Genomic DNA, 19,428 nt, shown 5'->3' with positions numbered 1-19,428 from the left:
CTGACAACCCACATGCCCGGCGATAGGACAACGGTCCCGAGCCGCGGGTGTGATCCTCGCGGAAACGCGGGCTCGACCAGCGCCTGTATCCGCATTCAACTACCGCTTTTTTACACCTGAGAGCCAGAAGGAGAAAGCTATGGCGACCGTCCCGACAGTGACAGGGGATATCGACTCCGCCGATCTCGGCCGAGTGCTGGCCCACGAACACATCTTCGTGCTGGGGGAGGAGTACCGGGAGAACTACCAAGACGACTGGGACGAAGATGCCAAGGTCGCCGAGGCGGTAGCAGAACTCGGACAACTGCCTGACCTGGGAATCGACACGATCCTCGACCCGACTGTACTGGGACTGGGTCGCTACCTACCTCGAGTGCAGCGGGTAGCCGAACAGGTCGACGTCAACATCGTCGTCGCCACCGGCTTGTACACGTACAACGAGATCCCCTTCCAGTTCCACTACACGGGTCCCGGTCTCCTTTTCGACGTCCCTGAACCGCTGACGCAGCTCTTTCTTAAGGACCTGCGCGAGGGCATCGCCGACACGGGCGTGCGTGCCGGCTTCCTCAAGTGCGCCATCGAAGAGCAGGGTCTGACCCCGGGCGTCGAGCGAGCGATGCGGGCAGTCGGTGCCGCCAGCGCCGAAAGTGGTGCTCCGATCACGGTGCACACCAACCCCCACACCGGCTCGGGCCTTGTGGCCCAGAGCGTGCTCGCCGAAGAGGGTGCCGACCTGTCGAAGGTCGTGATCGGCCACAGCGGGGACACCACCGACGTCGACTACCTCTGCAAGGTCGCTGACGCGGGCTCCTACCTGGGTATGGATCGGTTTGGGCTGGACGTACTCCTACCCTTCGAGGATCGGGTGGCCACGGTGTTGGAGATGCTGCGCCGCGGCTACGCCGAGCGGATGGTGCTCGCACATGATGCGGCGTGCTTCATCGACTGGTTCGACCCCGAAGCCAAGCGCCGGGTGGTCCCGCAGTGGAACTACCGGCACATCAGTGAGGACGTCATCCCCGCGCTCCTCGAGGGCGGTGCGTCACAGGACGACATAGACACGATGCTCATCAAGAATCCGCGCGCGTACTTCGAAGGGTGATCCATTCCGGTACTGCGGTGACGCCGGGTGACTGGCCTATACGTCCTGCCCCGCCCCGCCCCGCCCCGACTCAGGCGGGGCGGGGCGGGGCTGGAATCTGGTAGCAGTCAGTGCGCGAAGACCGGGGGGCGCTTCTCGACGAACGCCCGGGCCGCCTCGACGTGGTCGTCGGTCAGTCCGCACTCCTTGTGTCGCGGGACCTCTCCCATCATGGACTCCGACAACGTCTGGTGCGGGGCCTCTCGCAGATTGCTCTTGATGTACCGCAGGGTCAGTGCCGGGCCGTTGGCCAGACGGGTCGCGAGCTCTGTGGTCATCCGTGTGAGCTCATCTTCGGAGACGAGTTGGGTGAGCAGATTCAGGTCGAGACATGCTTGTCCGTCGAGGCGGGGATTCAGCAGCAGCAACTCGCGAGCACGCGCCGGGCCGACCAGCCGGTCGAGCAGCCACGCGACGCCAAAGTCGCCGGACAGTGCCACTGCGGCGAAAGCCGTCGCCATGACGGTCCGTGGTGTTCCGATTCGCAGATCGGTGGCGAGGGCCAAGCCCAGTCCGGCGCCGGCTGCAGCGCCGGGAATGGCCGCGATCGTCGGCTTGGTGAAGGCGTGCAGACGCCCGACGGTGAGTTCCTGGTGGCGCAGCTGCTCGGCGACCGCGTCGGGGTCGACCTCGGTGGCGCCGCCTCCTTCTCCGCCGTCCTCGTCGAACTGCTGGACGTCGCCACCAGCGCAGAATGCGCGTCCCGCGCCGGTGAGGACGAGAACGCGCACGGCGGGATCCTCGTCGGCGTGTGCGAGTAGTTCGCCGAGTCGCTCGATCATCGGCACCGACATCGCGTTTCGTCGGTCCGGCCGGTTGAGGGTGATGGTCGCGATTCCCTCAGTGATGTCGTAGAGGACGTGGTCGGTATCAGTCACGGGATCTCCTGGTGTCGGGGTTCGGATCGGGGCCGGGTGGAAGGGAATGGTCGGACGAAAGCGATGGTGGCGATCATCGGGAGGACGGCCAGCACGAGCATGGCCCTGGGGAAGCCGATGGCCTCACCGAGACCGCCAACCGCGGCTGCGCCCAAACTGCCGCCCAGAAGGAAGACCAAAGTCAGTAGACCGAGGGCCCCGCCCCGGGTGTTCACGGGCACCGAGTCGGCTACGAGCGCGGTCATCGCGGGCTGCCCCAGGCCGAAGGCGAGCACGAGAACGAGTGTGGCAGCGATGAGGGCGACGGCGTCTACCCGGGCGGCTCCCGTGGCGGCCAGAGCTATGGCCGAGGTGGTTCCGATCGTCGCGAGAAGTTGGCTGCGCGGCGCGCCGAACCTGATGAGCATCGGGCCGGTGATGCGCGGCGCGACGATACCGAGCGCGGCGCAGGGGACGAGAAGTAGTCCGACTCGCGCCCCGGACCATCCATCGGCGATGAGGACCGTGGGTACAGCAACCAGGATTCCGAACCACGCCGCTGGAAGGCTCACCGCGGTGAGTAGGCTCCGGCGGGCTATTCGGTCGCTGACGAGGCCGGCGGGCACGACCCCGTGCGGCCGCCAGCGCGAACGCAGGACCGCGGTGGGTCCGCAGACGAGTAGGAGCGCGCCACCTGCGGCCGCCACGATCGGGCCCAGCGTCGCTGCCTGCAGGGACATCACGGCGCCGATAGCCGCGCCCCCGATGAGGGCCACTCCGGCGGGGTCCAGCGTCGCGCCCTGCTGGCGATCTGTAGGCAGGTCGCGCCTCACGAGAGGAACGATGAGCAGGGTGAGCACCGGGATGGCGACGACCGGCCGCCAGCCGAAGGGGTCGACGAGCAGGGCCCCGGCCACCGGACCGAGTGCGTTGATGGTCGCTCCGATGCCTGAGTACGTCGCCATGGCGCGCGCTCTCGAGTCGCCCGCGAATAGCGCCTGGACTGCGGCGATGGTCAGCGCCGGGACGGCTGCAGCTCCCAGTCCCTGCAGGGTGCGTGTAGCGATGAGGGCCGGGAGGGAATCGACGAGCGCCCCCGCACAGGCCGCGGTGACCATGATCGATATGCCCACGAGAAGGGGCAGCCGGATGCCGAAAAAGTCGCCCAGGCGTCCGAAGAGAGCGCTGCCCACCGCAAGGGCCAGCGAGTAGCAGCTGACGACGAGAGCGGCACGACCAGCTGTGAGGTTGAGATCGTTCGCGATCGCCGGCAGGGCGACAGCGACCGCCGCGCTGCCGAGGCCGGTCACGCCGAAGAGCACGGCGATGGCCCAGGCGAGCGTCCCGCGGTGCGGTGCCGGTGGCGGGCTGGCGCTGGAGATGGTCACTCCTCAGGCGAGGCGGCAAGGACTTGAAGGTGAATCAGGGTTCAAGTATACCTGTAGTCAGATTAACCTTGAAGGAGTCCCGCTTTGACGTCTATGTCTCCGGTGACGGCCCCGTCCGACGGGCGCCCTGTGCGGGCACTTCTGATCGACTACGGGGGAGTGCTCACGGTCCCGCTGGGTTCAGCCTTCCGTGGAATCGCCGCCGACGCGGGACTCGAACCGAGTCAGGTGCTTGGCGTGCTCGGCACCCATGAAGGGGCACGCTCTGCGCTGGTGGAGCACGAGGTGGGACAGCTGGATGATGAGGGTTTCGAGGATGCGTTCGCGGCAGCCCTTGTCGAGGCAGGGGGAAAGGTCGAGGCGCGGGGGCTGCTGGCCGCCCTGGGCGCCCACCTCGAGCTGGACCCGTCGATGATCGACCTGGTCCGCCGGATTCGTGCCGCAGGCGTACCGGTGGCGCTCGTCTCCAACTCCCTCGGTCGGGATTGTTATTCCCGCATCGACCTCGACGAACTCTTCGATGTCAGTGTGATCTCCGCTCAAGTGGGTGTACGCAAACCATCACGCGAGATCTACCGCATCGCGTGTGCTCGGCTCGGCGTGGCACCGGATGAGTGCCTGCTCGTCGACGACCTCGAGCACAACCTCGTCGGTGCTGCCCGTCTGGGAATCACCGGCGTCCTCCACCGAACCGCCGAGGAGACGATCGGCGCCGTTCACGACCTCTTGCACCTGCCCGCCCCATCCGTCATCGGCCAGTAGCCGGCACACCATCAGAAAAGGACCACCACGATGTTTGAACTCAGCGAGCGCGGACAGGACTACCGCGACCGTCTCCTCACCTTCATGGAAGAGCACGTCTATCCCGCGGAGAGCGTCTACCGCGAGCAGATGCGTGCATCGGGCGATGCGAACCACCAGCCGCAGGTGCTCGAAGACCTCAAGGCCGAGGCTCGTAGCCAGGGTCTGTGGAATCTGTTCCACCCGCATCCGGAGTGGGGACCGGGCCTGACCAACCTCGAGTACGCGCACCTCGCCGAGATCACCGGACGCAGCCTTGAGATCGCACCCGAGGCCATCAACTGCAACGCCCCGGACACCGGCAACATGGAGGTGCTCACCCTCTTCGGCACCGAGGAGCACAAAGAAAAGTACCTGCGGCCGCTTCTCGCGGGCGAGATGGCCTCCGCGTTCGCCATGACCGAGCCCGCCGTCGCGAGCTCCGACGCGACCAACATCGAGACCCGCATGGAGCGCGATGGTGACGAGTACGTCATCAACGGGCGCAAGTGGTGGACGTCGAACGCCTTGCACAAGAACTGCAAGGTCATGATCGTCATGGGCAAAACCGATCCAGACGCCCCCATTCACCGGCAGCAGTCGATGATGGTGGTCCCCCTCGACACCCCGGGAGTGAAGATCGAACGCGGTCTCCCGGTCTTCGGGTACATGGATCGGGAAGGTCATGCGGAGGTGACGTTCACCGATGTGCGCGTGCCCCGCTCCGCCCTTCTCGCCGGCGAGGGGGATGGCTTCATGATCTCCCAGGCACGACTCGGCCCGGGTCGTATCCATCACTGCATGCGCGCCATCGGTGTCGCCGAGCGCGCCCTCGACCTGATGATCGACCGCGCACAGTCGCGGGTGACGTTCGGCGAGCCGGTGGCGAACCGGGCCAACATCATGGATTGGGTCGCCGAATCGCGCATCGAGATCGAGATGGCCCGCCTGCTCACCCTGAAGGCGGCACACATGATGGACACCGTCGGCAACAAGGTGGCGCGCACGGAGATCGCCGCGATCAAGGTCGCGGCCCCAGCTGTCGCGTTGAAGGTTATCGACCGCGCCATCCAGGTGCATGGCGGTGGCGGCGTGAGCGACGACTTCCCTCTCGCGCTCTGGTACGCCCATATGCGCACCCTGCGTCTCGCCGATGGTCCGGACGAGGTGCACAAGATGACCATCGCGCGTCGCGAGTACCGTCGCCGCGATCCCGAGTGGGGGCGGAAGAAGTGATCGAGGGCATCGACACGGAGGCGATGACGGAGTGGCTCGCCGAGCGAGTGGAGGTCGAGCAGCCGTTGACCTACGAACGTGTGGGTTTGGGTCAGTCCAACCTGACCTACCTGGCGACAGACGTCAGGGGCCGCCGGTTGGTGTTACGCCGTCCACCGATGGGCGAGATCCTCGCCTCCGCGCATGATGTCGCGCGGGAGCACCGGATTCTCTCGGCTCTCCAGGACACGCGGGTACCCTTGCCTGTCGTCCACGGATTGTGCGAGGACCCGGCGGTCGCCGACCGTCCGGTACTCGTCGTGTCCTTCGTCGACGGGCTCGTGCTCGATGATCGAGCGGATGCGGAGCGGCTTTCCCCGGCTGCTCGGCACGCTGTGGGGCTGTCTCTGGCGGAGACCCTGGCACGCATTCACGCTGTCGATCTGGAGGAAGTCGGTCTCGCCGACCTCGCGAGCCGCAAGCCCTACGCCGCGCGGCAGCTGCGTCGGTGGGCTGGTCAATGGGAGCTGTCCCGCACCCGTGAGCTGGGCGAACTGGATCGGTTGACGAATCGTTTGCACGGGCTCGAACCGGCGCCCGGCGAAGTCGCACTCGTCCACGGCGACAGTCACCTCCGCAACATCATCATCGACCCGGATGACGCGCAGGTGCGCGCGATCCTCGACTGGGAGCTTGCCACCCTCGGCGACCCGCTCGCCGACCTCGGCACCTTGCTGGCCTACTGGCCCCAAGAGGGAGACCTGCCGACGATGCGCTTCGACGCCTCGACCGTGCCGGGCTTCGCAACACGGACCGAGCTGGTCGAGCACTACGCCGAGGTGTCAGGACGTGACGTTTCGGACTTGCCCTTCTGGCATGGTCTCGGACTGTGGAAGCTCGCGATCATTCTCGAGGGGGTTCGTCGGCGCCAGCTCGACGATCCGCGCAACCTCACGGCGATGGGTCAGATCCCGGCGGAGGCGGTCGATGAGCTCGTCGCCTGCGCTCATGCGGTGCTCGATGAGGCAGGGGAGATGTGATCTACGAGAGGGTCGTTCCCGGCTCGGGAAGCTGAGCCCGGTTGAGCGAGGGCCTCCGGTTGAAGGAGCGGACCCGTGCGGTTCGCCGCTCCACCATCCGGAGGTTCTCGCACCGGCCACTGCCGTCCCGTGGCCGCTCGACTGCACTAGCCTTGGGCCCCATGATCACCGCAATCGTCTTCGTCCACGCCGAGACGGCGCGGATCCCCGAGGTCGCCTCCGCCATCGCCGAGATCGACGGCGTGTCAGAGGTGTACTCCGTCACCGGCACCATCGACCTCATCGTGTTGGTCCGGGCGCGGCGCAACGAGGAGATCGCCGACATCGTCTCCGACCGCCTCAACAAGGTACCCGGCGTGCTGGACACCGAGACGCACATCGCGTTCCGCACCCAGTCCAAGCATGACCTCGAGGCCGCGTTCTCGATCGGTTACGAGGACTGACCGCTCATCTGCTGGAACGGGCGAGCCGGCGTGCCCGGCGCCGCGCGCGCTGCAACTCGGCGAGCAGGTCGGGGCCACCCCACCGACGGCGGTTCTCGCCGTCGGCCTCCGCCTCGCGCACCAGCTCCACCATCCGCTCGCAGGCCGGCGCCGACAGTCCGAGCTGACGGGCCATCTGCACGACCTTGCCCTGCAGGACGTCGATCTCGGTGGGCCGGCCGCGCAGCAGGTCGTCGTTCATGGACGAGGTGCCGTCGGCGTCGACCCGCATCACGGCCCGACCGAGTCGGCGGAACAGCGGGGTGGGCAGGCGCATCACGATCGGGAGGGCGCCCGCGGGCACGGCGAGCGGCACCCGGGGCACCACGCCGGCCGCGGTGAACACCCGGTTCGCCTCGGCCTGGCACAGGGCTACGCAACACCGCAGGTCGCGGTCGAGCAGCTCGGTGCGCAGCGGCAGGCCGGAGAGGGCCTGGACGGCGTTGTTGAGGTTCATGAGGATCTTGCCGTGCAGGACGGCCTGGATGTCGTCGGTGGGACGCAGCGGCAGGCCGGCCTCGGCGGCCGTGAGCAGCAGTGGGGTGAGCCTCGGGTGCTCGGCGATCCGGATCTCACCGGTGGACGTGCGGCGGTAGGTGGCGGGTCCGGTGCGGGCGACGTTGAACGGCACGACGCCGGCGATCACCGGCGCGGAGTCGACGCCTTCGCGGATGAGGTCGGCGGAGTGCAGCCCGTTCTGCAGACCGACCACGAGGGTGGTGGGTCGCAGGAGCGGTGCGAACTCCGCGGTGGCGGTGGCGGTCTGCCCGGCTTTGGTGCACATCAGCACGACATCGGTGCGGCGGACCGAATCCGGGGTGGTGGCCAGGGTGAGCATGTCCGCGGGGACGTGCAGGCGACCGCCCTCGTTGCCACCCGCCTCCACGGTGAGGCCCAGTTCGCGGATGGGGTCGAGGACGTGAGGTCGCCCGACGAGGGTCACGTCGGCGTGGCGGGCGAGTCGGCCGCCGAGGTAGCAGCCGACCACGCCCGCGCCGATCACGGTGATCCGGAGTGGGCGATCGGGGCTGGTCATGGTGGTGCAGACGTTACGACACGCACGGCCGCGCGGCAGGCGTTCGCCGTACGTGACTGTGACGGGAAGTGCGAGGGGAGTGGCGCGGGCGCGCGAGGGGAGTGGCGCGGGCGCGCGAGGGGAGTGGGGGCGGGCGTCAGCGGTGCCGGGGCCGCAGGACGACCTCGGTGGGGTGGGCGTCCGGAGTGGACTCCAACGCGTGCCGGACGGCGGTGGCCACGGAGTCGGCGCTGAGGTAGGCGCCGGGGTCGTAGGTGCCGCCCTCCGCCGCGACGATCGCGCGCTGCATGTCCGTGTCGACGCGGCCGGGGTGGATCGATGTGACGCGTAGGTCGGGTTCTTCGCCGCGGAGGGTGTCGGTGACGGCGCGCAGCGCGAACTTGGAGGCGCTGTAGGAGCCCCAGCCGGGCTTGGCGGTGGTCCCCGCGCCGGAGTTGACGACGACGAGGTGTCCGCCTGCCGCGCGCAGCGCCGGGAGCAGTGCCCGGGTCAGCTCGACCACGGCCAGCACGTTGACCTCGAACGCCCGGCGCCACTGCTCGGCGTCGGTGTGTTCGATCCGGCCGAGATCGGCGACCCCGGCACAGTGGACGAGCCCGTCGAGCGTGCTGAGGCCGTCGGCGACGCAGGCGACCCCGTCGGCGGTGGTGAGGTCGGCCTCGACGATCTCGACGGACCGGCCGTCGTCCGGGTGTGCGGAGCGACAGTCGGCGGCGACGGCCCGCAGCGCGTCGGCGTCGCGGCCCACCAGGACCAGTTCGTGGCTGCCGGCCAGGGCGCGGGCGGTCGCCGCCCCGATCCCGCGGGAGGCGCCGGTGATGACGACTGTGCTCATGCCCGCCGAGGCTAGTCGGGCAAGGCGGGGGAGTGGGCCGCGCGGGTCCAGGCGGGGGCCGTGCGTCGGGCGGGGGCCAGGTGGGTTCAGGCGGGTCCGGCGGAGTCGGCGTCGAAGGCGTCGAGGAGGGCGTTGAAGGCGGGCACCGCCGCCGACAGCAGCTCACGCTGCTCGCCGGTCAGCCGCCCCAGGTGTTCGGCGAAGTCGCGGTCGCGGTCGGCCAGCACCTGCTCGATGCGCGCACGGCCCAGGTCCGTCAGACGAACGCAGACACCACGCCGGTCCGACTCGTCGGGCTCGCGCTCGACGTACCCCATGGCCTCGATGACGCTCACCGAGTTGCTGGTGGTCGGCACCCGCACGTTCTCGAGACGGGCGAGGTCCGTCATGCGCAGCCGCCCGTGGCAGGCCAGGGTGTGCAGTATCGACGTCTGCGCTCTACTCAGCGCGTACTGGGTGCTCTGCCGGCGGACCAGCAGGTCCAGCCGGAGGAGGATCGGCCGGAACTGTTCGGCGAGACCCAGAGCGGGCCCGACCTCACCGGTGTCCGGTTCCCTCGTCGTCGTCACCATGACCCCAGCCCCCTCGAGACCGGCTCCCCCCCGGGAGCCTCGCGGCACCGAATGTAAGCCCTTCCTCTCCCGCCGTGGGGCGTCACGTCGAGGCACTGGTGGGGGGGCGTGTGGTGGTGGACACTGAAGGCATGGGTTTGTATCACCAGATCACCGGATCCGGACCGACCATCGTCCTCATCCACGGCGTCTGCCACCGCGCGCACGCCTGGGACGCCGTGGTGCCGCTGCTCGCCGACCGGTTCCGCGTGGTCGTCGTCGACCTGCCCGGACACGGACGCTCCGCCGACCTGCCGGACGCCGGGGACGTGCTCGACCACTTCGTCGGTGAGCTCGTCGACCTGATCGAGGCGGTCGTCCCGGCTGGCGAGCGGCCGCACATCGCCGGCAACTCCCTCGGCGGCTTCCTCGCGCTGGAACTCGGCGCGCGCGGGCTGGCCAGCAGCGTCACCGCGCTCTCGCCCGCCGGGTTCTTCCGCTCGCACGCCGAGTGGCGCTACACGATCACCGTCTTCCGCAGCCTCCGACGCGCGGCCGGCAGACTCGGCCGGCACATCCCCGCCCTCACCGAGCGGGCCGCCGGACGCGCGGTGATGATGGCGGTGTTCTGCGCCCGCCCGTGGCGGTACCCCGCCGAGGCCGCCGCGATAGACAGCGAGGCGATCGTGTCCAACACCGTGCTGGACCGGGCCGACCGCCGGACCTTCCTGTTCTCCGCGCCCGTCGACGAGAACCTCCCCATCACCATCCGCTGGGGCCGGTTCGACATGGTCCTACCGGTCGGTCAGATCAAGCTCGCCACGCGGCTGTTCCCGCAGGCGAAGGTGGAGATCACCGCCGACGGGCACGTGCCGATGTCCGACGACCCCGAGGGCGTGGCCGCGTCGATCGCGGCCTGCGCCGAGCGCGGACTGGCGTACGCGGGCGCGGCACCGGTGGTCGCGAGCGCGGGCGCACCCGCCGGGCGGTAAGCCGCGCCGCCCGCCTGCCCGCCTGTCCGCCGGCCCGTCGAGAAGAGCGTTTGCCCCGCATTGCCCGAGTGGAAATGTGCGAAACGGTCTTCTCGACGGCGGCCTACGCCCCGGTGCGCAGGGTCAGAGGCCTACGCTCCGGGGCGCGGCGGGGTCAGCGGCCGAGCGAGCCCATCGGCAGCGACCCCGAGCCCAGGGAACCCCCGCCCAGGGAACCCGAGCCGAGCGAGCCCGTGCCGCCGGAGAAGCCGTCGCGCCAGGCCACGACCGTCGACGGACGCGGCTGGGAGTCGCCGCCATCGGGCCAGTGCGAGGCCGGGTTCTCGATCGACGCGCCGTCCATCTCGCCCGGGTGCTGGACGTTGACGATCGCGCGATCCTTGAACACCAGCGGACCGCAGGTCTCCGCCCCGATCGGGACGGTGAGGAACAGCTTGGTCTCGCCGCGGTTCGGCCCCTCGGTGGCCACCGAGTAGAGGCCGTCGTTGAAGCCGAGTGCGTTGCCGTCCGTCGACACCCACAGTCCGCCGGCGGGGTCGAACGCGACGTTGTCCGGGCACGAGATCGGGCTGACCTTGGACTTGTCGAAGCCGCCGAAGTAGGAATCGGCCTCGGCGGGATCACCACACACGAGCAGCAGGTTCCAGCCGAAGGTGGTGCCTTCGTGGTCGTCGGTGATCTCCACGACCTGACCGTGCTTGTTGTTGTGCCGGGGGTTGGCCTCGTCGGCCGCGGCCCGGCCGGTGCCGCCGCGCTGGGAGTTGTTGGTCAGCGCCATGTACACCTTGCCGGTGGTGGGGCTGGGCTCCACGTCCTCGGGCCGGTCCATCTTGGTGGCGCCGACCTTGTCGCCGGCCATACGCGTGTGCACGGCGACCTGCTCGGGCGTCATACCCTCGACGTGCGAGACGGCCTTGCCGTCCGCGTTGGCGGTCATGAGCGGGATCCAGGTGCCGGAACCGTCGAATGCGCCGTCGGACGGCAACGTGCCCGAGCCGTCGATCTCGGACGCGGGCGAGTTGCCGGAGAAGGTGGCCACGTAGAGGGTGCCCTCGTCGAGGATCCGCATGTTCTCGGCGCGTGCCGCCCGCGTGTTGCCGGGGACGATCCGGCGGCTGGAGACGAACTTGTAGAGGTAGTCGAAGCGCTCGTCGTCACCGGAGTAGGCCACGACGGTCCCGTTGGCGGTCACGTGGATGCTCGCGCCCTCGTGCTTGAAGCGGCCCATCGCCGAGTGCTTGACCGGCGTCGAGTCGGGATCCCAGGGATCGACCTCGACGACGTAGCCGAAGCGGTTGACCTCGTTGGGCTCGGCGGCCAGGTCGAAGCGGTCGTCGAACCGCTCCCACAGCCGGCCGGAGGGGGAGACGCTGATGCCGTAGCGGCTCAGCTGCGCGCGGCGCTCGGTGTCGGTGACCGAACCGGAGGTGCCGAAGTACTGGTTGAAGTTCTCCTCGCCGGAGAGCACGGTGCCCCACGGGGTGTGCCCGCCCGCGCAGTTGTTCAGCGTGCCCAGGACGCGCGTGCCGGTCGGGTCGGCGGTGGTCCGGGTGAGCGGGCCGACGGCGGGACCGCGCAGCTCGAACGGGGTGGTGGCGGTGATGCGACGGTTGTAGGAGCCCATGACGGGGTCGAGGCCGCCGTCGGAGGAGCGGGTGGCCAGCTCGACGACGGTCAGCCCGTGTGCGGCCCATGCGATCTCGACCTGCTCGCGGGTGGGGTTCGCGGAGTCGTAGCCACGGAACATCGTGGGCTCGGTGGTGTACTCGTGGTTGACGGTGAGCAGGTAGCGGCCGTCGCGGTCGTCCATCGGGAACATCACGGCGAGGTCGCAGTTGTAGCCGTACTGCATGGCCTGGGCGGCCGCGGTCTGGTTCTCGAAGTCGAACTCCGGGGCGCCGGGCAGCACGGGGTCGCCCCAGCGGATCACGACGTCACTGGAGTAGCCCTCGGGGACGGTCACAGCGTCGGCCTTGTTGGGCGCGACCGGGGTGAATCCGGTGTCGATCGCGGCGCCGCCGGTCGAGCCGGTGGCCCCGAGCGAGCCGGTGGCCGCGGAACCCTGCGCGGCGGCGGTCGCGGGCAGGGCCTGCGCGGCTCCCACCGCCAGCGCCACGACGCCCGCGGCCTTGAGCGCCCCGCGGCGGCTGATCTCGGTGGCGATGTCGCCGAAGTAGGCGTTGTCGGAGGTGTTCGGCACCGGGGCGGCGCACTGGTCTCCACACTTGTACACACAGGTCACGTGCTGGCGGTCGGAGATCCCCGGAGTGGCGATCGGAAGCAGGCGGCGGACGGACATTCGAGTCTCCCTGAAGACATCTACGGCTCAACGGACGCTGTGACGCTAGGAGCATGGGTCAGTAATGGCTCGAAGCGCGCCGAGAGTACGGCGGAGTGCGTGAGAGCGTTGCGCTCGGGCCGGCGTCACTGGCGGCCAGGTATTCGGTTTGCGAAGCCGCGGTGATGGCGTTCAGTCCGCGGGTCAGCCTGTAGGTCGCCCGGGCCTGCCAGTTCAGGCGATCTGGAGGCCGCCGAGCCCGGTGGCGCCGATATGACCGTGGAGCTTTCGCAGGTTGTGGCAGGCAGCGAGCAGTAGCCATTCACCGCGGGCGGCGTCCAGACCGCGAATCAGGAGTTGCTTGCCGTTCTGCAGGGTGCTCATCTGTCCGAAGACCGGTTCGACGATCGCTTTGCGCCGGGCGTAGACCGCTCGGCCTTTCTTCGTGGCGAGCTTGCGGGCCATGCGCTGCTTGTCCGTGGCGCTGGCCGGGATCGGTCCCCGGGGGGCGATCGGCGCCGGTTCCCCGCTGCGCTGTCGTCCGGTGGCGATGAAGAACTCGGTGCCCTGCTCGCCGGTGACCTCGGCGGAGGCGGCGAGGTTCGCGGCTGAGCAGTACCCGGCATCGGCGAGCATCTGCTTCGGGGCCTGCCCCGTGTTGCTGATGGCCTGCTCGGTCATGGGGATGAGGTTGCCGACGTCGGCGGCACAGTCGTTGACCTCGGCCGCCACGATGATCTGATGGGCGGCATCGACCACGGCCTGGCCGTTGTAGCACTGAGCGAACGACCCGTCCCCGGTGAGCATGATCTTCGACTCCGGGTCGGTGAAGTTGCGCTGGGCCTTCGGCCTGGGCGTGGCGCGCTCGGCGGCCTCAGCGGCCTTCTGCGCGACGGTGTCTTCGTCTTCGCCCTTACCGCGGGCCTTAGCCTCAGCCTTCTCCGCCGCATCGGCGGCGGCGTCGGCTTCCAGAGCAGCTTTGGCCTGGCGCAGCTTGACCAGGCGAGACTCTCGGCGGGCCAGCTCATCGGGCAGCTCGTCCCCGCGCCGGTTCTTGCCGAACTTGGCGTCCTCGGCCTTGTCGATGGCCTCGGCGGCGGCCAGCAGATCGGAGACCTCCTGGGCCAGTACCTTCTCCTTGTCCGTCAGCCGCGCGTACGACATGGCCTTGCGTTTGGAGGCGTTCGCCCGCAGCTTCGTCCCATCCAGCGCGACCTGTCCAAGCGTGACCATCCCGGCGGCCTGGCACAACGCCAACGCCTGCAAGAACAGGTTGCCCAGCGCGGCCAGGTGCCTCTTGCGAAACCTGGCGATCGCGCGGTAGTCCGGGGCCGCCCCGGCCGCCAACCACCGGAAAGCGACGATGTCGGTGCAGGCCTTCTCGATCCCGCGGGAGGAGCGCACCCCCGTGGTGTAGCCGAAGATCAGCAACCGCACCATCAACCGCGGATCGTACGGCGGGGCCCCGCGCCCCTCCTGGTAGGAGACGTAGATCCGCGATAAATCCAGGTGCTCATCGACCAGATCCGCCACGAACCGTGCCAGATGATCGGCCGGAAGCCAGTCATCCAGCGACGGCGGCAGCAACAACCCCTGGCCCGGGTCGAACGCCCGAAATGTCTTGCCTGCGCCCACCGGCTCGACCTCGCCCTGCCGGTCAGCCCGCTCGACGCGGAACTCCTCGGCGGCGAACAACTCTTCCTCGCCCATGACGACAATTATCCCGCCGAACCCGCCCCATCAGCGGACCTGAACTGGCGTGTTACTGACCCACGCTCCTAGGTGCGCAGAACCACCGGACGGACGCGCCCGGTGGACGTCCGGATGAACTGTGGGCGCAGTGCCGGTGAACTCCGGCGCGGGCCGCTACAGTCGTCGTGTCCACCCTCTATCTCGGATCGTCCGGCACGTTCCTGCCGGTGAAGGGAAAGACCCGCTCATGGCCTCGGTGACCTTCGAGAACGTGTCCATCGTCTATCCCGGGGCCGCGCGGCGCAGCGTGGACCGGCTGGACCTGGAGATCGCCGACGGCGAGTTCCTCGTCCTGGTCGGGCCCTCCGGCTGCGGCAAGTCGACCACCCTGCGCGCGCTCGCCGGTCTCGAGGACGTGGCCGCCGGCCGCGTCCTCATCGGCGACAGGGACGTCACCGGCACGGAACCCAAGGACCGGGACATCGCGATGGTGTTCCAGAACTACGCGCTGTACCCGCACTACACGGTCCGCGAGAACATGGGCTTCGCGCTCAAGTTGGCCAAGGCGAGCAAGCAGGAGATCGCCGAGCGGGTCCAGACCGCCGCGGAGATGCTCGACCTGGTGCCGTACCTGGACCGCAAGCCCAAGGAACTCTCCGGTGGTCAGCGGCAGCGTGTGGCGATGGGCCGGGCGATCGTGCGCAATCCGCAGGTCTTCCTCATGGACGAGCCGCTGTCCAACCTCGACGCCAAGCTCCGCGTGGCGACGCGTGCGCAGATCGCCAAGCTGCAGCGGGATCTGCGCACCACGATGATCTACGTGACCCACGACCAGGTCGAGGCCATGACGATGGGCGACCGCGTCGCGGTGCTCAAGGACGGGGTGCTTCAGCAGGTCGACACCCCGCGGGAGCTGTACAACAACCCGGTCAACGCGTTCGTCGCCGGGTTCATCGGCTCGCCGTCGATGAACCTCTTCGAGGCGCCCGTGGCCGACGGGGCGGTGGACCTCGAGGGCTTCCGTGAGCCGGTGCCGGCCGGGTCGGGTCCGCGGGTCACGGTGGGCGTGCGGCCCGAGCACCTGCGGATCGCCGAGGACGGTCACGGGTTGCAGGTGACGGTCGTGCTGGTGGAGGAGCTCGGCGCGGACAGCTATCTGCACTGCTCGACCGCCGACGGCCACCCCGTGGTGTACCGCGCCGGGTCCGGCGAGCACGCGCGCAAGGGCGACACCGTGTACCTCGAGGCGCTCGACGGCGAGGTGCGCTTCTTCGACGTGGAGACCGGCGACCGCCTCCGCTGAACCGTCAAGCGGCGCAACATCTGTTGTTGTTACAGTTAACGCTGTGACCTCGCCTGCGTGAACCCCACGTGACGGCGGGAGCGAGCGACCCGGCCGATGATCGCCGTGGTCCCGCGCCGCCGCCGTCGTGTGGGTTACGCTCAGCAGGTCCTCAGTGAGATCCGAGTCACATTCGACGTCGATCAGCTGCCCCTCGGCGCGCGCCGACGGGAGTCGAGACACGACAGTAGGAGAGAGCGCATGGCCGTTCACGGCAGGTTCCTCAAGGCGGCGACGGCCGCCTCCATCGTCGCGGTGGTCGCCGCGGGTTGTTCCTCCGGGAGCGGGGAGGACAGCGAACAGGCGAGTTCCGGCACCTCCGGCGTCGGCCCCATCACCTTCGCGATGGGCAGCAACGACACGGACAAGCTGCGCCCCGTCATCGAACAGTGGAACGCGGAGAACCCCGACCAGGAGGTCACCCTCCACGAGCTCCCCGCCGAGCAGGACGGTCAGCGCGACACCCTCGTGCAGTCGCTGCAGACGGAGAGCGGCGAGTACGACGTGTTCGCGCTCGACGTCACCGACACCGCGTACTTCGCGGCCAACGGCTGGCTCCAGCCGATCGAGGGTGAGACCGAGGTCGACACCAGCGGGCTGATCGAGGCCGCCGTCGACTCGGCGACCTACAACGACACCCTCTACGCGGTGCCGCAGAACACCAACGCGCAGCTGCTCTACTACCGCACCGACCTGCAGCCGGAGGCCCCCGCCAACTGGGGCGAGCTCGTCGAGTCCTGCGGCGCTGCCGTCGAGGCCGCCATCGACTGCGTCAACCTGCAGCTCAAGCAGTACGAGGGCCTGACCGTCGCGGCCACGCAGTTCATCCACAGCTGGGGCGGCAGGATCGTCGGCGACGACGGCCAGACCCCCGAGCTGGATAGCGAGGAGACCCGCGCCGGCCTCACGGCCCTGGTCGACGCGTACAAGAACGACGTCGTCGCCATGAAGTCAGACAGCTTCACGGAGGAGCAGACCGCGCAGGCCTTCCTGGGCGGCCGCACCATGTACGCCTACAACTGGCCGTACATGTACGACTCGGGCCAGACCGACCCGACCTCGGAGGTCGTGGACAAGTTCGACGTCGCGCCGATCCTCGGCCCGGACGGTCCGGGCAAGTCCGTGCTCGGCGGCTACAACAACGGCATCAACGTCTACTCCGAGAACAAGGCCACGGCCAAGGCGTTCCTCGAGTTCCTCATCTCCGAGGACGTCCAGATGGGCTTCGCGCAGGAGTCCTTCCCGCCGGTGCTGTCCTCGATCTACGACGACGCCGCGCTGCAGGAGCAGTTCCCGTACATGGAGGCCCTCAAGGCCGCCCTGGACAACGCCGAGCCGCGCCCGGTCTCGCCGTTCTACCCGGCTCTGTCGAAGGCCATCCAGGACAACACCTTCGCGGCCCTGAAGGGCGAGAAGACCGTCGAGCAGGCGCTCACCGACATGAGCGCCGCGATCGAACAGGCTCAGTGACGGGCCCTCTCTGAACAACGGCCGATGGGCCCCGGGTGCGAGCCCGGGGCCCAGCGGTCTCCGTGACAGGGTGTGGCGCACCCGGCGAGGAAGCGGCGAGATGACGACGAGCGAGAAGTCCCAGGCTCCACTGGTGGCGAAGAAATTCGACTGGCGACCGGTGTGGATGGTGGGCCCCGCCCTGATCATCCTCGCGGTGGTGATCGGCTACCCGATCGTCCGCGCGGTGTACCTGTCCTTCATGGCCGACCGCGGGCTCGACCCCGCCACCGGGATGTTCACCTCCGGCGGGTTCGCCGGCTTCCAGCACTACCTCTACTGGCTCACGCAGGCGTGCCCGGCCCCCGGCGGCGGCACCGTCACCTGCCCCGACGGCGTCTCGGCCACCGACTTCTGGCCCGCCATGGGCAACACCCTGTTCTTCACGGTCACCACGGTCTCGCTCGAGACCGTGCTCGGCTTCGCGATGGCCGTCATCATGGGCAAGAGCATCTGGGGCCGCTCCCTCCTGCGGGCCGCGGTGCTCGTCCCCTGGGCGATCCCCACCGCCGTCACCGCCAAGCTGTGGGCGTTCATCTTCGATCCCAACGGCATCGCCAACACGATCCTCGGCACGAACATCGCCTGGACCACCGACCCCTTCTACGCCCGTGTGGCCATCATCGTCGCCGACGTGTGGAAGACCGCGCCGTTCATGGCCCTGCTTATCCTGGCCGGACTGCAGATGATCCCCGGGGACGTCTACGAAGCGGCCCGCGTCGACGGCGCCTCCCGGTGGCAGCAATTCGTCCGCATCACCCTGCCGCTGGTCCGGCCCGCGCTCATGGTCGCGATCCTGTTCCGCACGCTCGACGCGCTGCGCATGTACGACCTGCCCGTCATCCTGGTCTCGGCGAACTCCAACTCGCCCACCGCGACCGTGTCCATGCTCGTGGTCAACGAGATGAGGATGGGCAACTTCAACAGCGCCTCCGCGATCTCGACACTCGTGTTCCTGCTGGTCTTCGCCGTCGCGTACATCATGGTGAAGTTCCTCGGCGCGAACGTCGTGGAAGATCGCACAGGCAAGAAGGAGGAGATCCGGTGAGCCACCGAGTGCCTGACCACAGCACCTCGCCGGCCACGCCGACGACCACCTCGTCGTCGTCGACCTCCGGCCCCCACCGACGTCCCGACGACCGGGACCTCAAGCCCCCGCGCAAGCCCCTCGGCCGCACCGCGGGCACCTACGTCGGCGCCCTGCTCATCCTCATCTGGGGGCTCGCGCCGTTCTACTGGATGCTCGTCACGGCGTTCCGCGACAACAGGTTCGTGTTCTCCGCCAGCCCGCTGCCGTCGAACGTCACGTTGGACAACTTCCGTGAGGCACTGTCCACGGACGGCGGCAACAACTTCCTGGGCGCGATCATCAACTCGGTGATCATCAGCTCCGTCACCACCGCGCTCGCCCTGACCTTCGGCGTGTTCACCGCCTACGCGCTCGCCCGGGTCGACTTCCGCGGCAAATTCTTCGTCACCGGTCTCATCCTCGCCGCGTCGATGTTCCCCGGGGTCGCCCTGGTCACCCCGCTGTTCCAGCTGTTCACCGATATCGGCTGGATCGGCACCTACCAGGCGCTCATCATTCCCAACATCTCGTTCGCGCTGCCGTTGACGATCTACACGCTGACGTCGTTCTTCAACGACCTGCCGTGGGAGCTCGAGGAGGCCGCCCGCGTCGACGGCGCCACCCGCGGTCAGGCGTTCATCAAGATCATCCTGCCGCTCGCGGCGCCGGCCCTGTTCACCACCGCGATCCTGGCGTTCATCATCACGTGGAACGAATTCATCCTCTCGCAGCAGCTGTCCACCACCGCGACCGAGCCCGTCACCGTGGCGATCGCCCGCTTCTCCGGCGTCAACCCGTACATCCCGCCGCACGCGGCGATCATGGCCGCCGGGGCGCTCGTCACCGTGCCGCTGGTGATCATGGTGCTGCTCTTCCAGCGGCGGATCATCTCCGGCCTCACCGCCGGCGGCCTCAAGAGCTGATCGGCATGGGGCGCAGGGACAGCGCCGGTCGGTCCGATGGCCCCGACCGGGTGGTGCGGGGGCGTAGCGGCGGCGACGCGCTGGCCTCGCGCCAGCGGCTGGAGGTGATTGGCGGGTTCGTCGCGTTCTTCACCGCGCTCGCGCTGGCCAACGCGGTGGGCCTGATCCTCACCGGGCGCCCGTCGATCTTCGCCTCGCTGGTCCTGGTGCTCATGCTGGTCATCTCGTGGTTCACCTTCCGCACGTGGCGGCGGGTCGACAGGGCGGTCCGGGCGAGCTGAGGGGCGTGCCCGGCCCG

The 19,428-nt window shown here is 68.9% G+C and carries 18 protein-coding genes; 11 read left to right on the top strand and 7 right to left on the bottom strand.

What is annotated here, in order from left to right; translation table 11 throughout:
• Nucleotides 1-139 precede the first annotated feature (139 nt).
• The gene (locus tag VYL96_RS16455) at nucleotides 140-1,102 is read left to right on the top strand and encodes a phosphotriesterase family protein (protein ID WP_131885667.1); all 963 of its coding nucleotides are present in this window, start codon (nucleotides 140-142) and stop codon (nucleotides 1,100-1,102) included.
• 107 nt (nucleotides 1,103-1,209) lie between these two features.
• Here the strand turns inward: VYL96_RS16455 and VYL96_RS16450 are convergent, their stop codons facing one another.
• Nucleotides 1,210-2,019 (bottom strand): enoyl-CoA hydratase-related protein, encoded by an 810-nt coding sequence (locus VYL96_RS16450; protein WP_131885668.1) that lies wholly within the window; start codon nucleotides 2,017-2,019, stop codon nucleotides 1,210-1,212.
• Complete coding sequence (locus VYL96_RS16445; RefSeq protein ID WP_131885669.1) at nucleotides 2,016-3,386, bottom strand: MFS transporter; 1,371 nt, start codon at nucleotides 3,384-3,386, stop codon at nucleotides 2,016-2,018. The genes VYL96_RS16450 and VYL96_RS16445 overlap by 4 nt, the downstream gene beginning before the upstream one ends.
• A gap of 93 nt (nucleotides 3,387-3,479) precedes the next feature.
• Between VYL96_RS16445 and VYL96_RS16440 the strand changes: the two genes are divergently transcribed.
• From VYL96_RS16440 to VYL96_RS16425, 4 genes are all read left to right on the top strand, one after another.
• Nucleotides 3,480-4,148 carry an HAD family hydrolase gene (locus VYL96_RS16440; protein WP_131885686.1) on the top strand — a complete coding sequence of 223 codons (669 nt, stop codon included), beginning with the start codon at nucleotides 3,480-3,482 and terminating at the stop codon, nucleotides 4,146-4,148.
• A gap of 30 nt (nucleotides 4,149-4,178) precedes the next feature.
• Complete coding sequence (locus VYL96_RS16435; protein WP_131885670.1) at nucleotides 4,179-5,402, top strand: acyl-CoA dehydrogenase family protein; 1,224 nt, start codon at nucleotides 4,179-4,181, stop codon at nucleotides 5,400-5,402.
• A gap of 23 nt (nucleotides 5,403-5,425) precedes the next feature.
• Nucleotides 5,426-6,421, top strand: a complete 996-nt coding sequence (locus tag VYL96_RS16430) for a phosphotransferase family protein (protein WP_375544730.1) — start codon at nucleotides 5,426-5,428, stop codon at nucleotides 6,419-6,421.
• Nucleotides 6,422-6,582: 161 nt separating this feature from the next.
• Nucleotides 6,583-6,864, top strand: coding sequence for an Lrp/AsnC family transcriptional regulator (locus tag VYL96_RS16425; RefSeq protein ID WP_061228358.1), 282 nt, complete (start codon nucleotides 6,583-6,585; stop codon nucleotides 6,862-6,864).
• A gap of 4 nt (nucleotides 6,865-6,868) precedes the next feature.
• Here the strand turns inward: VYL96_RS16425 and VYL96_RS16420 are convergent, their stop codons facing one another.
• The 3 genes from VYL96_RS16420 to VYL96_RS16410 all read right to left on the bottom strand — a co-directional run bounded on the left by VYL96_RS16420 (nucleotide 6,869) and on the right by VYL96_RS16410 (nucleotide 9,346).
• Nucleotides 6,869-7,939 (bottom strand): 2-dehydropantoate 2-reductase, encoded by a 1,071-nt coding sequence (locus VYL96_RS16420; protein WP_131885672.1) that lies wholly within the window; start codon nucleotides 7,937-7,939, stop codon nucleotides 6,869-6,871.
• A 136-nt stretch (nucleotides 7,940-8,075) separates the two neighbouring features.
• The gene (locus tag VYL96_RS16415; protein WP_131885673.1) at nucleotides 8,076-8,774 is read right to left on the bottom strand and encodes an SDR family oxidoreductase; all 699 of its coding nucleotides are present in this window, start codon (nucleotides 8,772-8,774) and stop codon (nucleotides 8,076-8,078) included.
• Between the two features lie 86 nt (nucleotides 8,775-8,860).
• Nucleotides 8,861-9,346 carry a MarR family winged helix-turn-helix transcriptional regulator gene (locus VYL96_RS16410; RefSeq protein WP_061228355.1) on the bottom strand — a complete coding sequence of 162 codons (486 nt, stop codon included), beginning with the start codon at nucleotides 9,344-9,346 and terminating at the stop codon, nucleotides 8,861-8,863.
• 131 nt (nucleotides 9,347-9,477) lie between these two features.
• On the opposite strand from VYL96_RS16410, the gene VYL96_RS16405 reads away from it, so the two are divergent.
• Nucleotides 9,478-10,317, top strand: a complete 840-nt coding sequence (locus VYL96_RS16405) for an alpha/beta fold hydrolase (protein ID WP_131885674.1) — start codon at nucleotides 9,478-9,480, stop codon at nucleotides 10,315-10,317.
• A gap of 154 nt (nucleotides 10,318-10,471) precedes the next feature.
• Here the strand turns inward: VYL96_RS16405 and VYL96_RS16400 are convergent, their stop codons facing one another.
• Both VYL96_RS16400 and VYL96_RS16395 read right to left on the bottom strand, forming a co-directional pair.
• On the bottom strand, nucleotides 10,472-12,616 hold the full coding sequence (locus VYL96_RS16400; RefSeq protein ID WP_131885675.1) for a PhoX family protein: 2,145 nt from the start codon (nucleotides 12,614-12,616) through the stop codon (nucleotides 10,472-10,474).
• A gap of 213 nt (nucleotides 12,617-12,829) precedes the next feature.
• Complete coding sequence (locus VYL96_RS16395) at nucleotides 12,830-14,305, bottom strand: IS1182 family transposase (protein WP_329437300.1); 1,476 nt, start codon at nucleotides 14,303-14,305, stop codon at nucleotides 12,830-12,832.
• Nucleotides 14,306-14,534: 229 nt separating this feature from the next.
• Here VYL96_RS16395 and VYL96_RS16390 point away from each other — a divergent pair, with 229 nt between their 5' ends.
• From VYL96_RS16390 to VYL96_RS16370, 5 genes are all read left to right on the top strand, one after another.
• Nucleotides 14,535-15,590 carry an ABC transporter ATP-binding protein gene (locus tag VYL96_RS16390; RefSeq protein WP_131886255.1) on the top strand — a complete coding sequence of 352 codons (1,056 nt, stop codon included), beginning with the start codon at nucleotides 14,535-14,537 and terminating at the stop codon, nucleotides 15,588-15,590.
• 240 nt (nucleotides 15,591-15,830) lie between these two features.
• Nucleotides 15,831-17,099, top strand: a complete 1,269-nt coding sequence (locus tag VYL96_RS16385; protein WP_131886256.1) for an ABC transporter substrate-binding protein — start codon at nucleotides 15,831-15,833, stop codon at nucleotides 17,097-17,099.
• Between the two features lie 100 nt (nucleotides 17,100-17,199).
• Nucleotides 17,200-18,186: a carbohydrate ABC transporter permease gene (locus VYL96_RS16380; RefSeq protein ID WP_007627185.1), complete on the top strand. Its 987-nt coding sequence runs from the start codon at nucleotides 17,200-17,202 to the stop codon at nucleotides 18,184-18,186.
• Nucleotides 18,187-18,194: 8 nt separating this feature from the next.
• Entirely contained in the window at nucleotides 18,195-19,130 is a 936-nt protein-coding gene (locus VYL96_RS16375; protein WP_131886274.1) for a carbohydrate ABC transporter permease, read from the top strand.
• A 5-nt stretch (nucleotides 19,131-19,135) separates the two neighbouring features.
• The gene (locus VYL96_RS16370; RefSeq protein ID WP_131886257.1) at nucleotides 19,136-19,411 is read left to right on the top strand and encodes a hypothetical protein; all 276 of its coding nucleotides are present in this window, start codon (nucleotides 19,136-19,138) and stop codon (nucleotides 19,409-19,411) included.
• Nucleotides 19,412-19,428: the final 17 nt, after the last annotated feature.

The sequence above is a fragment of the Dietzia maris genome, assembly GCF_036287335.1.
Classification (GTDB): domain Bacteria; phylum Actinomycetota; class Actinomycetes; order Mycobacteriales; family Mycobacteriaceae; genus Dietzia; species Dietzia cinnamea.
This window is presented reverse-complemented; position numbering and strand designations above follow the sequence as displayed.

Coding starts and splice junctions, on each gene's coding strand:
- VYL96_RS16455 (WP_131885667.1), top strand. CDS start 140: ATGGCGACCGTCCCGACAGTGACAGGGGATATCGACTCCGCCGATCTC.
- VYL96_RS16440 (WP_131885686.1), top strand. CDS start 3,480: ATGTCTCCGGTGACGGCCCCGTCCGACGGGCGCCCTGTGCGGGCACTT.
- VYL96_RS16435 (WP_131885670.1), top strand. CDS start 4,179: ATGTTTGAACTCAGCGAGCGCGGACAGGACTACCGCGACCGTCTCCTC.
- VYL96_RS16430 (WP_375544730.1), top strand. CDS start 5,426: ATGACGGAGTGGCTCGCCGAGCGAGTGGAGGTCGAGCAGCCGTTGACC.
- VYL96_RS16425 (WP_061228358.1), top strand. CDS start 6,583: ATGATCACCGCAATCGTCTTCGTCCACGCCGAGACGGCGCGGATCCCC.
- VYL96_RS16420 (WP_131885672.1), bottom strand. CDS start 7,939: ATGACCAGCCCCGATCGCCCACTCCGGATCACCGTGATCGGCGCGGGC.
- VYL96_RS16415 (WP_131885673.1), bottom strand. CDS start 8,774: ATGAGCACAGTCGTCATCACCGGCGCCTCCCGCGGGATCGGGGCGGCG.
- VYL96_RS16410 (WP_061228355.1), bottom strand. CDS start 9,346: ATGGTGACGACGACGAGGGAACCGGACACCGGTGAGGTCGGGCCCGCT.
- VYL96_RS16405 (WP_131885674.1), top strand. CDS start 9,478: ATGGGTTTGTATCACCAGATCACCGGATCCGGACCGACCATCGTCCTC.
- VYL96_RS16400 (WP_131885675.1), bottom strand. CDS start 12,616: ATGTCCGTCCGCCGCCTGCTTCCGATCGCCACTCCGGGGATCTCCGAC.
- VYL96_RS16395 (WP_329437300.1), bottom strand. CDS start 14,305: ATGGGCGAGGAAGAGTTGTTCGCCGCCGAGGAGTTCCGCGTCGAGCGG.
- VYL96_RS16390 (WP_131886255.1), top strand. CDS start 14,535: ATGGCCTCGGTGACCTTCGAGAACGTGTCCATCGTCTATCCCGGGGCC.
- VYL96_RS16385 (WP_131886256.1), top strand. CDS start 15,831: ATGGCCGTTCACGGCAGGTTCCTCAAGGCGGCGACGGCCGCCTCCATC.
- VYL96_RS16380 (WP_007627185.1), top strand. CDS start 17,200: ATGACGACGAGCGAGAAGTCCCAGGCTCCACTGGTGGCGAAGAAATTC.
- VYL96_RS16370 (WP_131886257.1), top strand. CDS start 19,136: ATGGGGCGCAGGGACAGCGCCGGTCGGTCCGATGGCCCCGACCGGGTG.